The sequence below is a fragment of the Bacteroides sp. An51A genome (assembly GCF_002161565.1).
In the GTDB taxonomy this organism is placed as follows: domain Bacteria; phylum Bacteroidota; class Bacteroidia; order Bacteroidales; family Bacteroidaceae; genus Phocaeicola; species Phocaeicola intestinalis.
On sequence record NZ_NFIC01000010.1, the window covers coordinates 1 to 13,272 of the forward strand.

The 13,272-nt window shown below is 35.5% G+C and carries 13 protein-coding genes and 1 pseudogene; 4 read left to right on the forward strand and 10 right to left on the reverse strand.

Features of this window, described 5'->3' with window-relative positions:
• Positions 1 to 22 precede the first annotated feature (22 nt).
• Complete coding sequence (locus B5G04_RS16700) at positions 23 to 796, reverse strand: IS5 family transposase (protein WP_087396588.1); 774 nt, start codon at positions 794 to 796, stop codon at positions 23 to 25.
• 150 nt (positions 797 to 946) lie between these two features.
• On the opposite strand from B5G04_RS16700, the gene B5G04_RS19470 reads away from it, so the two are divergent.
• The gene (locus B5G04_RS19470) at positions 947 to 1,147 is read left to right on the forward strand and encodes a hypothetical protein (protein WP_143270478.1); all 201 of its coding nucleotides are present in this window, start codon (positions 947 to 949) and stop codon (positions 1,145 to 1,147) included.
• A gap of 68 nt (positions 1,148 to 1,215) precedes the next feature.
• A complete protein-coding gene (locus B5G04_RS16705) occupies positions 1,216 to 2,319 on the forward strand; it encodes a DUF4932 domain-containing protein (protein ID WP_087398096.1) in 1,104 nt (367 codons plus the stop codon).
• Positions 2,320 to 2,553: 234 nt separating this feature from the next.
• On the opposite strand, the gene B5G04_RS16710 is transcribed toward B5G04_RS16705, so the two are convergent.
• Together B5G04_RS16710 and B5G04_RS16715 are read right to left on the reverse strand one after the other, a co-directional pair.
• The gene (locus tag B5G04_RS16710) at positions 2,554 to 3,720 is read right to left on the reverse strand and encodes a TlpA disulfide reductase family protein (RefSeq protein ID WP_087398097.1); all 1,167 of its coding nucleotides are present in this window, start codon (positions 3,718 to 3,720) and stop codon (positions 2,554 to 2,556) included.
• A gap of 460 nt (positions 3,721 to 4,180) precedes the next feature.
• Positions 4,181 to 4,552: a TolC family protein gene (locus B5G04_RS16715; RefSeq protein ID WP_087398098.1), complete on the reverse strand. Its 372-nt coding sequence runs from the start codon at positions 4,550 to 4,552 to the stop codon at positions 4,181 to 4,183.
• Between the two features lie 91 nt (positions 4,553 to 4,643).
• Here B5G04_RS16715 and B5G04_RS16720 point away from each other — a divergent pair, with 91 nt between their 5' ends.
• A complete protein-coding gene (locus tag B5G04_RS16720; protein WP_087396588.1) occupies positions 4,644 to 5,417 on the forward strand; it encodes an IS5 family transposase in 774 nt (257 codons plus the stop codon).
• On the opposite strand, the gene B5G04_RS16725 is transcribed toward B5G04_RS16720, so the two are convergent.
• From B5G04_RS16725 to B5G04_RS16755, 7 genes and pseudogenes are all read right to left on the reverse strand, one after another.
• Positions 5,407 to 6,450: a TolC family protein gene (locus tag B5G04_RS16725; RefSeq protein ID WP_087398099.1), complete on the reverse strand. Its 1,044-nt coding sequence runs from the start codon at positions 6,448 to 6,450 to the stop codon at positions 5,407 to 5,409. The genes B5G04_RS16720 and B5G04_RS16725 overlap by 11 nt on opposite strands.
• Entirely contained in the window at positions 6,451 to 7,761 is a 1,311-nt protein-coding gene (locus B5G04_RS16730; RefSeq protein ID WP_087398100.1) for an HlyD family efflux transporter periplasmic adaptor subunit, read from the reverse strand.
• Positions 7,762 to 7,779: 18 nt separating this feature from the next.
• On the reverse strand, positions 7,780 to 9,087 hold the full coding sequence (locus B5G04_RS16735) for a peptidase domain-containing ABC transporter (RefSeq protein WP_239414134.1): 1,308 nt from the start codon (positions 9,085 to 9,087) through the stop codon (positions 7,780 to 7,782).
• The gene (locus B5G04_RS16740; RefSeq protein WP_087396588.1) at positions 9,084 to 9,857 is read right to left on the reverse strand and encodes an IS5 family transposase; all 774 of its coding nucleotides are present in this window, start codon (positions 9,855 to 9,857) and stop codon (positions 9,084 to 9,086) included. The genes B5G04_RS16735 and B5G04_RS16740 overlap by 4 nt, the downstream gene beginning before the upstream one ends.
• A gap of 81 nt (positions 9,858 to 9,938) precedes the next feature.
• Complete coding sequence (locus tag B5G04_RS16745) at positions 9,939 to 10,892, reverse strand: cysteine peptidase family C39 domain-containing protein (protein WP_239414135.1); 954 nt, start codon at positions 10,890 to 10,892, stop codon at positions 9,939 to 9,941.
• 408 nt (positions 10,893 to 11,300) lie between these two features.
• Positions 11,301 to 11,561, reverse strand: a pseudogene (locus tag B5G04_RS20615) (hypothetical protein); the annotation flags it as partial.
• A gap of 185 nt (positions 11,562 to 11,746) precedes the next feature.
• Positions 11,747 to 12,178, reverse strand: coding sequence for a hypothetical protein (locus B5G04_RS16755; RefSeq protein WP_087398101.1), 432 nt, complete (start codon positions 12,176 to 12,178; stop codon positions 11,747 to 11,749).
• 101 nt (positions 12,179 to 12,279) lie between these two features.
• Between B5G04_RS16755 and B5G04_RS16760 the strand changes: the two genes are divergently transcribed.
• Positions 12,280 to 13,053 (forward strand): hypothetical protein, encoded by a 774-nt coding sequence (locus tag B5G04_RS16760; protein ID WP_087398102.1) that lies wholly within the window; start codon positions 12,280 to 12,282, stop codon positions 13,051 to 13,053.
• Positions 13,054 to 13,272 lie beyond the last annotated feature (219 nt).

The window sequence follows — 13,272 nt, forward strand, 5'->3', positions numbered from 1 at the left end:
TTATTTAGAAGCTGTTTTGATTTCATTCGATAAATTTGTTAAGCATGATTTGGATGAATGCAATCTGTACCATAGCTTCTGCGGTTTCAGCAAGGAATTCATAATCGATGGTCAGCCTTCTGAAGTTTTCCAGCCATGAGAAAGAGCGTTCCACAATCCAGCGTTTGGGCAGTACTTGAAATTTGGATGGACATTCGTCCGGTCTGAGTACGACCTCCAATATCCATCCGAATTTCTTCTTGACCCAATCAGCCAAATCTCCCCTGTAGCCTCCATCCGCCAATATTTTAACCAAGCGCGGAAATTTATAAGCGAGTTTTTCTATGGCTTGTGGGGCGCCCTTGCTGTCATGCAGGTTGGCTTCATGGATTGTGACGGCTAACGGAAGGCCAAGCGTATCGACTATGATGTGCTCTTTCCGTCCCTTGATTTTCTTGTTCCCGTCTATACCACGGTCAGAATCAACATGATGGGAAGTCTTTACGCTTCTGGAATCCATGATGCCAAGACTGGGACTTTCCTCCCGTCCCGCCTGTTTACGGATAAGGGAGTGCAAGGCATCCATCACCTCTTCAAACACACCTTCAAGCTTCCACTTGCGGAAGTAGTAATAGACGGTTTGCCAAGGGGCGAAGTCAGAAGGAAGCATACGCCACTGGCAGCCGGTCTTGTTGATATAAAGGATGGCATTCATTATCTCTTTAAGCGGATGTTTTCGGTTCCTCGCTTGCGGCTCTAAAATATTTTTTATAACTTGCCACTGTTTTTCAGTCAGGTCGGTTGGATACTGTGTCATAACTTTATTGTTTGGTACCTTTAAAGATATAACATTTTTCCAATTGACCGGCTGATTTGAGATCTGAAGATGCTTATAACATTATTCTTGAATCAATTCAAAACAGTTTCTGAAACTTTATGCAAATATATAACGATTAAATAATATACAATGAAAACGATGAAATTATCAGGCATTTCTTTCTTAAACAAGGAAGATTTGAAAAAAGTTGAAGGCGGCAAAGTTGTACGCTCTTCTTGTCCTACAACAGGTTCTTGCAGTGGAACTTGTACTGATTTTATGGGAAATGTTGGAGTATGCAGAACTAGTTCAGGTCCAACTTATGATTGTCAGTGTATAACAGGTGCTTAGCACATATATAACAATTTAAAAGGAGCTGTCTTCAATTTATAAGACAGCTCCTTCACATAATCAACACTATGAATTTAAAAACATTCCTAATATTATTATTTACATTTACTCTATGCAATAATATCAAATCCCAAAATATAGAACTACGAGTAAATGAAAATGTTGAATTAATGAGTATTATATCTAGAATGGCTGGATATCCAGAATACCACATGGACATTGCTGGACAATATATCAAGGATATAGACCAACATTTCAGTCCTGTGAAAAGACATCCGATTATACCATTTATGAAAAAAGTTAGGAAGCAATATGGCATTTCTTTTGATGCAGTCATGTCAATGGCTATCCACCTCCAAAAAGAAAATGATAATTTCTTTTTAATAAAAGAAGAAATCAATACATTAGAAAAACGATGGAACGAAGTGGATAAAACTCAGTTTCTTAACTTGCTGACCGATTTCTATAAAGAGAGTTGCTTTCATGATTTCTTTGAAGCACACACAAAAATTTATAAAAAAGCTATACAAGATTATAAAGAAAAGGTACTCAATCACTTGGATATAAGCTGGTATGAATCATTTTATGGTAATAAGCCAGAAGAAAACTTTTCAGTCATTATCGGCTTTTGTAACGGCGGAGGAAATTATGGCGTTAACCGCCACGCAAGAAATAAAGAAAAGGAAGTATTTGCCATTGTGGGTTATTTCGTTAATAAGGATAATGAACCACAGTACAGTAAAGACTATCTTCCCACCCTAATACACGAGTTCAACCATTCCTTTATCAATTATCTACTGGATGAAAGCAAATATCCAAATCATGTAGAAGAACTTGAAAAAGCTGCTACAGATTTGTTCGAATCCTCTCAATGGGCTATGTCAAAACAAGCATACGGAAACTGGAAGACCATGATAAACGAATCATTGGTACGTGCCGCTGTCATTTGTTATATGCTGGATAAGAAGTATCCTTTGTTAGAAGTAAGAAAAGAACTATCAGCGCAAATACAACGCAACTTCAGGTGGATGCCTGAACTTGTCTATCTACTAAGAAAGTATGAAAAAAAACAGAGCCAATATACAAGTCTAAAAAATTTCTATCCTCACATCATCGATTTCTTTTCTGATTATGCGGAAAAAGAAAACAATAAACTAAACATAATGTATTAGCTATTCCCCTGCTAGGGACATACACTAAACGGTAATAATTAGCCAACTAATTTATATACACAAAGTATTGCAAATTAGTTGGTTTCTTATATATTTGTCTTGTACGCCGAACATGCTTTTTAAGCCATCTATCGTATGAATCAAAACTTGAATTTTCACCCTTCTTTTTATTCTTAAAGGCTTTTGCTGTTTTTGCCATAGCTACCTAAAAAGGGATATTCAGTAAATGCTAAGTTACTCACGACTTACAGTGCTACACAACCTGTCCACATCGCTTTCATCCCACAAGTCGAATACTTCCATATCTTTTAAACCAGGATAAACCAACTTACAGTGTGGAATAGCAGGAACTTTATAAGTATTTCTGATACTCTCTACATCACGACAAAACATAGTCCGCCAAGGAATAGCTTTATCTTTTACAAATGCTCTCCATTCTTCTACAGTATTTTTTTCATCAATAGAAACTGTTACCATATCCAACTTTTCTTTCAATCGCGCATATAGTTTTTTCTGCAATGGCAGTTGCTTATGGCATGGCTGACACCATGAAGCTGAAAACAGAATAAGAGTGTATCTAGAAGAATCTGCTATAACATATTCTTGCTTACCGGTCTTAGCATTTTCAAGCAATTCATTGGAAACAAGTTCATCCAAATATTTTTGTATTTTCTGACCAAAAACAGACTGTTTCATTCTATCACTAAAACAATCATACATACGTTTTATATCTTCTTTTGTCTTATAAGACTTCAGTTGGGTTGCAAGACGGGATATATAATATCTTGAATCTGGATTTCGTTTTACTTTATCCAGATATTCATCATAAAAAGTCCGATAAGGATAAATTGTATCTTTCGCCAAAAACATGGAGAAATAAGGATCATCCATGCGCAACAAAAAATCAAGGTTCTTTTTCGGTTCTTTCAAGGAAAAAAATATCTGCTTGTATGTACCACACACCAATTCCCCATTGGGAGCGGACATAAAAATACTATCGTGTATGACTGTTTCTTTATATTTAATAAAAATAAAATCCAAAGAATCATTGAAATTTAACTGCTGCAAATTACAAAGTTTACCATTAACTTGTTGTTGAAATACCATCCGATAACTAGTACTCTTATTATAATCAAAAGTTTGTGGGACAAACTCAAAGTCTACTAGATTATTATATACAGTATCAGGGATAGAGAAAAGCCATTTCCCTTTTCCTTTTTTTTCACCTGCAATTTTCAGTTTTGAGAAATCACCAGGAGAAAAACGGTAAATGAACAATGAGTCATAATCAATACCTTCAATTTCTACCGTCAATTTATGCTCTGGAGCTGGTTGCTTATTTTCTGAACATGAAATACAAAGCAAACAAAATAAGCAATAGATAAAACATTCTTTTCCCATATTTTTAGAATTAAGTTTCAAACAAAATGAATATTATAAATTCTGACTTACAAAAATAGATTATTTCCATAACTTACGAAATAAAATCACAAATAATTATCAAAACAACATTTAACTTACCACACACTATATGGATAGTGTAAAATAAACTGTATCACGCATTATTTTTCAGTAGAAAACTCATTGGTCGAAACGGTCAGCACCAAGGGGCGAAATCACCCGTATCGATGAGCGAAAATTACAATAATTAAAATTGTTCTCCAAACTTTATGCCAGTTGCTGTGAGATTGTAGCCCAATTGGCCAATGTCATAGTCCACTTCTTATGTTGCGGTATGCAAGATAAACCAATTTTTCAAGGGCTGTATCTGAGGGACACTGTCTAAATTTATTTATGTAAGTATGAATATATATCGAAGTAAGGACGTTAAATATATATTATTCCTTAACTCTGAGCTTTTTTATCTTATTACAAATTCGTTTTGATACAAACTTAGTACTTTAATTTTGAAAAGATATTCATATTTAGTAGAAAGATACTGAGTCTGAGCATCAATTAGAGAAGACATAACATCATTATATTCTAAAATACCAGCGGCTCCAGTTTCAAATTTTAGCGTTATCTGTCGTATCGCTTCTTTGGCAGAAGACAGATATTTCTTTGACCCTTGAAATTTCTTCCATGCAGTTTCTACATCCATCATTGCCTGAGTAAGTTCTTTCTCGACCTGTTTCCTTACCGTATAGAAAGCATACTCATTACGTTTAAGTTCCAACTTAGCTTTTTTTATGGAATTAACAGTCGAATTACTAAGAAACTGTTTTGAATTGATTCAAGAATAATGTTATAAGCATCTTCAGATCTCAAATCAGCCGGTCAATTGGAAAAATGTTATATCTTTAAAGGTACCAAACAATAAAGTTATGACACAGTATCCAACCGACCTGACTGAAAAACAGTGGCAAGTTATAAAAAATATTTTAGAGCCGCAAGCGAGGAACCGAAAACATCCGCTTAAAGAGATAATGAATGCCATCCTTTATATCAACAAGACCGGCTGCCAGTGGCGTATGCTTCCTTCTGACTTCGCCCCTTGGCAAACCGTCTATTACTACTTCCGCAAGTGGAAGCTTGAAGGTGTGTTTGAAGAGGTGATGGATGCCTTGCACTCCCTTATCCGTAAACAGGCGGGACGGGAGGAAAGTCCCAGTCTTGGCATCATGGATTCCAGAAGCGTAAAGACTTCCCATCATGTTGATTCTGACCGTGGTATAGACGGGAACAAGAAAATCAAGGGACGGAAAGAGCACATCATAGTCGATACGCTTGGCCTTCCGTTAGCCGTCACAATCCATGAAGCCAACCTGCATGACAGCAAGGGCGCCCCACAAGCCATAGAAAAACTCGCTTATAAATTTCCGCGCTTGGTTAAAATATTGGCGGATGGAGGCTACAGGGGAGATTTGGCTGATTGGGTCAAGAAGAAATTCGGATGGATATTGGAGGTCGTACTCAGACCGGACGAATGTCCATCCAAATTTCAAGTACTGCCCAAACGCTGGATTGTGGAACGCTCTTTCTCATGGCTGGAAAACTTCAGAAGGCTGACCATCGATTATGAATTCCTTGCTGAAACCGCAGAAGCTATGGTACAGATTGCATTCATCCAAATCATGCTTAACAAATTTATCGAATGAAATCAAAACAGCTTCTAAATAAGGGGATATTTAAATTTAACAATATATATTGATTAGCATTATCTTTGTATTGTTCCCCAAAAGAATATGGACTATATAGATATGAACCATCTTCATTTTGCAAAACTTTTTGTCTTGCACTGGAAAAACTTGTTCCATAACCTAAACTTAGTGACAAAGTTGGGTAATATTGGGCTTTTGAGATTTGTATACTCTTTCTAGACAACTCAATATTCTTTTTTGCCAAAGCGATTTCCGGTAGAAAATCAATTCCTCCTAAAATATCCGTATGACTATAAGAGGAAAATTCTATACTATCTGTATTTTCTACACTTGGAATAAAAGATGTATAATTCTTAATCTCCAAAAGCTGACATAAGTTCATTCTGGACAAATCATAACTGTGCTCCGCGGATAAAAGTGTATTTTCAGCATCCGCAAGTTTTGATTGAATTTGCAATAAATCGGCTTCAGTAACTTTGCCATGATTGACCTTTACAGATACTAATTCTTCTTGTTCTTTTAACGACTCTACGATACTCGTACAATTCTTAATATTCTCCAGCGCACAAAGAGTCTCCAAGAAATAAGCTGTTATGTTTAGATACAAATCATTTTCAGCCTTTTTGTATTTCAATGCAGCAGCTTCCTTATTTAATCTAGAGTATTGCAGTTGTCGTAAGCTTTTTAAACCATCGAAAAGCAATATATTTGCAGAGACGGATGAACTAGAACTTTCCATCATCTGATTCGTTACAAATTCATAAGTAGTTTCATCAAGAACACGACCTATTGAAAGATTATATGAAGTACTGGCTGAAACATTTGGAGCAAAAGCCCATTTGCTGTCAGAAAAAGATATTTTGCTTTCTTCCACAGAAAGCTTTTCAGACTTTAATTCAATATTATTTTCCAAAGCATAACGAATACACTCTTCCAAAGTCCAATATTTTTGCAAACGATTATTCTCCTGAGAATATGACATATTCTCAGAGAAAATTAAAAATGCTATAAGCCAAAGATAAGATTTCATCTATATACCACTTTTTAACAATGCAATAATAGGATCAATTAAACGCATCATTAGACTACGCTCTTCTGTTATTATTTCTGCGGTTCCATTCATCTTTTGAATAAGCCTTAGTTCTTTTCTATAAGAAGTCTTCATACCATTAGGAAAAACGATTTCTGCTGTATATTGAGGAGAAGATTGTTGATCTGTAGCTTCTTCTGGAACAGAAGACAAATATCCGATAACCCCTATCAGCAAACCATACTCCATATAAGGATAGCCATTTAATCTAACATTTACCTTTTGTCCTTTTTCAATCTTACCAAAATTTTCTTGTGGTATTTTAACAATGCCAATAACCTTATAGTCTTTCTTTGGTACTACTGTCAAAAATGCTTCCCCTGTATTAATAAATTGTCCTTCATCCCATTTCCTAACAAAAGAGATAGTGCCATCAATAGGAGACACTAACAGGTTTGATAATTTCCAGTTTTTAATTAAAGCAAGCAATTTTTCCTTGCTATTATTTATATTTTGCTCCATTTCCAGTACTTCATCATCCTGTTGTATAGATAATTCTATTATCTGTTGTCTGTTCTGCAAAATAGACAATTCTGTCGATGTCATTTGAGCTTCAAATGAAACAACATTATTGCGTGTCTGAAGCAATTTTCGAGCTGATTCTTCGTATTCGGTTTCCGAAATCGCCTTATGAATGAACAATGAAGAATCACGTCTGTAGTCTTTTTCTTCGTACTTCAAATCGTTCCTCAAAATATCAGCTTGATCTTTCATCTGGGAGTAATACTCAGTCTGTTTGCCTATTTGTTCTTTCAATAGTCCTTTCTTCTGCTCTATAACAGCTCGTTTTATATAATCACGATACTTTAAACAAGCCGAAGAGAATGAAGTCCATTCACTTTGTAAATCGCCAAGGTCATATAGTTTATATATCCAGTTATCAAATACAGCAAACTTCAACACAGAATCATTAACCTGCATAACATCTCGTTCAACAGCAAGAATATCCCTGTAATTAGCATTAGAATGTATAACACCAAGAATTACATTACTTTTTATTGAATCACCATTGTTCACAAATATTCGTTCAATGTTGCCTGAGCTTTTTGAAACGACATCAATGGGTGAGCATACCGTTGTTATGGTAACCGTACCGTTAACTCTTTCTGGATACTTTATAAAGCAACATCCAATTATAATTGCCAAAAAAATTAGGAATATCAATGTAATGCCCCACCGTATAATCCATGATGGTATCTTTCCTAAAATTTCTTGAGCTTCTTCACTATGAAAATTAGTATCATGCGGCATATTCTATATCTTAGTTTATCAGTTTCCTAATTCTAGTTGGTTCTTAACTAAATTATAATAACATCCCTGTAATTGGGTAAGTTCCTTATGTGTTCCCTGTTCAACAACTTTCCCTTTGTTCAAAACTATTATATTATCGGCATTTTTCACAGTGCTTAATCTATGAGCAACAATAACCACAGTTTTGTTTTCAAAAAGTTCATTCAAATTTTCCATTATGACTTTTTCATTGTTTGCATCAAGAGAATTTGTCGCTTCGTCAAAGAATAAATAACGTGCATTTCTATATGCCGCTCTTGCAATAAGCAACCTCTGTCGTTGTCCTGTACTTACACCATTACCTTCGGCTCCGATTTTGGTATTATATCTGAGCGGAAGCCCATTAATAAAATCATCAATATTAGCTATTTTTACTGCTCGTTTTATCTTGGCCATATCAGGAACTTCGTCTGAAACTCCAATATTATTCGATATCGTATCAGAGAAAACAAATCCCTCCTGCATTACTGTTCCACATTCTTTCCTCCAAACTGTAGGACTATAGTCGGAAATTTTATATCCTCCTAATAAAACCTCTCCAGAAACCGGTTCGTAAAATCCAAGCATCATCTTCAACATGGTTGTTTTACCACTTCCTGACGCTCCAACAATCGCTGTTACTTTATTATGTGGTATTCTTATATTTATATTATTCAAGACTTTTTCTGAATGAGGACCATTGTATTGGAAAACTACATCTTTAAATTCAATATCAGCATCATCAGGAATCTCATTAATATAATCCCGGTCATTATCTTCTTCATCTTTCTTATCATTAATCTCACTTAATCTCTCCAATGATATTTTGGCATCCTGAGCTTCCTGAACAAAAGTAATAAATTGGGAAATAGGAGCATTCAGCTGACCTATAATATATTGCATTGCAGTCATCATGCCTAAAGTCATATCTCCGTTTATCACAGCTTTTGCAGCCAAAAAAGAAATGAATACATTCTTGGTCTGATCAATGAATGTACCTCCAACCTGTTGCGTCTGTCCTAGAACCAAACTTTTTACGCTGACACTAAATAGCCTTGCTTGTATTCTTTCCCATTCCCATCTTTTTTGTTTTTCGCAACCATTCAACTTAATATCCTGCATACCAGTTATTAACTGAACAATACTACTCTGATTGGCTGATGCTTCCTGAAAGCGCATATAATCCAATTTTCTTCTTTTCTTCATAAAAAGCAGAACCCATATCACATAAAGAATACTGCCCAACATGAAAATTCCAAGAATTTCTATGTTATAACCTCCCATAATAAGAAGCTGTTTTGATTTCATTCGATAAATTTGTTAAGCATGATTTGGATGAATGCAATCTGTACCATAGCTTCTGCGGTTTCAGCAAGGAATTCATAATCGATGGTCAGCCTTCTGAAGTTTTCCAGCCATGAGAAAGAGCGTTCCACAATCCAGCGTTTGGGCAGTACTTGAAATTTGGATGGACATTCGTCCGGTCTGAGTACGACCTCCAATATCCATCCGAATTTCTTCTTGACCCAATCAGCCAAATCTCCCCTGTAGCCTCCATCCGCCAATATTTTAACCAAGCGCGGAAATTTATAAGCGAGTTTTTCTATGGCTTGTGGGGCGCCCTTGCTGTCATGCAGGTTGGCTTCATGGATTGTGACGGCTAACGGAAGGCCAAGCGTATCGACTATGATGTGCTCTTTCCGTCCCTTGATTTTCTTGTTCCCGTCTATACCACGGTCAGAATCAACATGATGGGAAGTCTTTACGCTTCTGGAATCCATGATGCCAAGACTGGGACTTTCCTCCCGTCCCGCCTGTTTACGGATAAGGGAGTGCAAGGCATCCATCACCTCTTCAAACACACCTTCAAGCTTCCACTTGCGGAAGTAGTAATAGACGGTTTGCCAAGGGGCGAAGTCAGAAGGAAGCATACGCCACTGGCAGCCGGTCTTGTTGATATAAAGGATGGCATTCATTATCTCTTTAAGCGGATGTTTTCGGTTCCTCGCTTGCGGCTCTAAAATATTTTTTATAACTTGCCACTGTTTTTCAGTCAGGTCGGTTGGATACTGTGTCATAACTTTATTGTTTGGTACCTTTAAAGATATAACATTTTTCCAATTGACCGGCTGATTTGAGATCTGAAGATGCTTATAACATTATTCTTGAATCAATTCAAAACAGTTTCTAAATGCATATACAACAAATGTAACTGTAGCCATCATGATACTGAGCAAGGAGCCTGTAAGAAAGGATTGAATACGACTATGATCTCCTATACGCTGCATAATGTCTCCCACCATTTTAGAATCAAAAAAAGAAATCGGAAGTTTCATTAATTTAGCAAGGAAATCAGATATAAGAGAAATACTGACTCTTGTTGTCATATGGAGCATTAGCCAACTACGTATTAATTCATTCGCCATCTGACCTAGTACCAAAACAATCTGTGCAATCAAGACAACTATAACAAAACTCAAATCACTTACTCCAATACCAACATCTATAACTGACTGAGTAAGGAATGGCAATATCAAACTTATTATACTGCCAGTAAGCATCGCTAAAAAAAGCTGTACAATAAAACGCCTATATGGAAATAAATATTTTAATAGGTTCTTAAAATTCAACCTAGCATTTTCATCTTTTTGTTCTGCAAACTTTGGAGTTGGTTCCAACAATAAAGCTATACCAATTGACTTATTACCAGAATTTTGCAACACAATTTGCGCCCAGCACTTTAGAAACTGCTCTTTTTTATATTTTAACAACCCAGAAGCAGGATCAGAAACGTAAATATAAGTCTCATTTTTCTTTTTCTCAATTTTGTATACTACAACAAAGTGGCATTGATTCCAATGCACTATACATGGAAAAGAAACCTCATTACACAACTGTTCAAAACTAATTTTTACCCCCATTGTACGGAAACCAATCCTTTCCGCTGCATCACTTATACCGAGAAGAGATACACCTTCACGATCAATATGGCAATAATCTCTTAATTTTTGTAACGAAAAACTTTTACCATAATATTTAGCAATAATTCTCAAGCAAGTTGGACCACAATCCATAGTATCCAATTGAGTATATGCAGGAAACTTATTTAACATATTTCTTATACATTACTAAAAGAAAAATAGAAAGATTCTTTTTACCAATAAAATATAACTATCATGATACAAATATAGTGAATTTTCTACAAAACTCTTTTCAAGTAATAAACATTATATAAATTAATTTGTTACATGTCTCATTTTGTGATTGATTCTGAAGTTATGTAACTCACAAACAACAAGAATCACCATATCTTCGAAACCGAATTTATGGCATCAAAATAGTTCTTTAACCATACGACATTTTTCATACGGCTTATGGTATGCTCCACTTTAATCTTGATTCCGGCAATTCGCTTAATATTTTCAGCAGTGGTAAGCTCTTTACCTTTAGGTTTCATCTTGGACATGCATATTTCAACGCTATCCAATCTATGTTCGATGAGATCAATATCTTACTAAAGTCTAATGTCTTTTGACTGAGAGACTTTGGAAAGTCTTTTGTTCATCGCGTACCCGGCACAGTTCCCGGTATGCCTTTTCCTTGTAGGCTTGCAGCTCTTTGATTTCGTTACGTAACCGGTTGCTTTCTTCCTGAATGAGTTGAAGTTCCTTTGTCTGTTCTTCAGTCCGTTTTTCAGCTTTTGCTTTTTCTTCTGTAGCCTTTGCTATGATTTCAGGAGCCGGAAGCTGTTTTGAGGTTTGTTCCTGGACCGCCAGAAGAAGTTAGCATTGCTGTGTTGTATGGGCTATATAGTTATCCGTTTGTATCGCCATCAGGTTTGCCGATGGCGTACGAGACGGAGAGTGGCCTTCGCGTCTATGGCTACAATTTAGCACGAAAAGCCAAACAATATAGACGAATTTTATAGAAATGTCAATTAAATCTCTCGGCCATTCAAGTTTTAAGTTTATTTATTTTTACTGTAAGGAGTCATTTCTTTATATGTTCTTGACATGCCTATTTCTCCAAATTCGCCGCTTCTGTCGTAAAATGCAAATTTTTTCTCGTTAAGTTTGTCTATATCCCAATAATGTTTGTTCCCAAAATAAATAGTGTTAAAGGCTGGGTCATAAAAGGACCATTGTCCATTTAGTGTGCCAGTGTTTTCTGCACCGTTATTACTTGTCGTGATGATTAATCGTTGGAATGTTCCATCACGATTAAATTGGTAGATTTCTTGATATGTACTTCCATTGTCATTATAAATTATATCTTTAGCCCATGTTATATCACATATTAGTGATATGATGCGATTTTCACCAGCATTGTAATACCCAGTTTTTTCTATACAAGCAGTTGGGAATATTACAATTATTAGTATGAAGATAAATTTTCTCATATAAAAATGAATCTATATTTTGTACATATGCAAAATTAATTGTATTTTTGTATAGTACATTCATATTAAACTGTTAAATAATTATTATAAAGGAGGTTTTTATGAAAAATTTTTATTTTGTTTGTGCTACTTTGGTTGCTGGATTTTTCATGTCGTCATGTACTCAGGATGATGGTATTGTAAAGAATTCTGTGAGAGATACTCATACGGATATGGAAATTCTATCTCGTTTCATTGACATAAATGAGGCTACAAATGAGTATTATCTCAATGAAAATAAAAAGACAAGAGCTTTGTCTTATGTGACAAATTCTGATTTTGAGGAATTAGAAAAAGTTAGCCCGGTTAATGTTGAAAAATGCCAAAAGGAATTAAACGAATTAAACGCTAAAGTGGCGCAAGCTATGGCTGATCCAAATATTGCTTATTTAGTACTTTCTGTTGAAGGAAAAACTGTTGTGAAGAATGTTAGAAAAGCAAACTTTGAATTTAAACTTGATGATAATGTTAAGGTTATAGCTTCTCGTGCTATTCCATCTACTTTGATGGTTTATGGTGGCTCTACGCAAACGACAAATGAATTTTTAGATGCGACTCGTACAATTCGTATGTCAGTTATAAAGGATTCTTTTGTTTCTGGATATTATTATTTTACGGTAAATAGCAAAAATGCAAAAGTAAATCCTGATGATAATACCACAACTCCAGAAACAGTTGCTTTTAGCGGAACAGGATCATTATGGAATACGTATTTTACTTGGACTTCTTATGCAGATTCAGAGGCAATGCAGGATGGAAAGTATAAATGGGAATTTAAAGCAACAGGTATAACTCCATCATCTGGAACGATTGCAACTTTAAATTTTAGCAAGTAATTTTTATGGCATAGATACTGCCTCGGATACATTCTGAGGCAGTATTTTTTTATTGCCGTTCTTTATCGTTGATTGTATTTTTCGAAAGTCTTTTGTTCGTCACGTACACGGGCAAAGTTCCCGGCATGCATTTTTTGTAGACTTGCAAGTCTTTGATTTCGTTACGCAATGGTCGTTTTCTTCCTGAATGCGTTGAAGTTCCTTTTCCTGTTCTTTATC

Excerpts from the sequence above, each read along its gene's own strand:
- B5G04_RS16735 (WP_239414134.1), bottom strand. The coding sequence starts at position 9,087 with ATGAAATCAAAACAGCTTCTTATTATGGGAGGTTATAACATAGAAATT.
- B5G04_RS16730 (WP_087398100.1), bottom strand. The coding sequence starts at position 7,761 with ATGCCGCATGATACTAATTTTCATAGTGAAGAAGCTCAAGAAATTTTA.
- B5G04_RS16755 (WP_087398101.1), bottom strand. The coding sequence starts at position 12,178 with ATGAGAAAATTTATCTTCATACTAATAATTGTAATATTCCCAACTGCT.
- B5G04_RS16725 (WP_087398099.1), bottom strand. The coding sequence starts at position 6,450 with ATGAAATCTTATCTTTGGCTTATAGCATTTTTAATTTTCTCTGAGAAT.
- B5G04_RS16740 (WP_087396588.1), bottom strand. The coding sequence starts at position 9,857 with ATGACACAGTATCCAACCGACCTGACTGAAAAACAGTGGCAAGTTATA.
- B5G04_RS16700 (WP_087396588.1), bottom strand. The coding sequence starts at position 796 with ATGACACAGTATCCAACCGACCTGACTGAAAAACAGTGGCAAGTTATA.
- B5G04_RS16720 (WP_087396588.1), top strand. The coding sequence starts at position 4,644 with ATGACACAGTATCCAACCGACCTGACTGAAAAACAGTGGCAAGTTATA.
- B5G04_RS19470 (WP_143270478.1), top strand. The coding sequence starts at position 947 with ATGAAAACGATGAAATTATCAGGCATTTCTTTCTTAAACAAGGAAGAT.
- B5G04_RS16710 (WP_087398097.1), bottom strand. The coding sequence starts at position 3,720 with ATGGGAAAAGAATGTTTTATCTATTGCTTATTTTGTTTGCTTTGTATT.
- B5G04_RS16745 (WP_239414135.1), bottom strand. The coding sequence starts at position 10,892 with ATGTTAAATAAGTTTCCTGCATATACTCAATTGGATACTATGGATTGT.
- B5G04_RS16760 (WP_087398102.1), top strand. The coding sequence starts at position 12,280 with ATGAAAAATTTTTATTTTGTTTGTGCTACTTTGGTTGCTGGATTTTTC.
- B5G04_RS16705 (WP_087398096.1), top strand. The coding sequence starts at position 1,216 with ATGAATTTAAAAACATTCCTAATATTATTATTTACATTTACTCTATGC.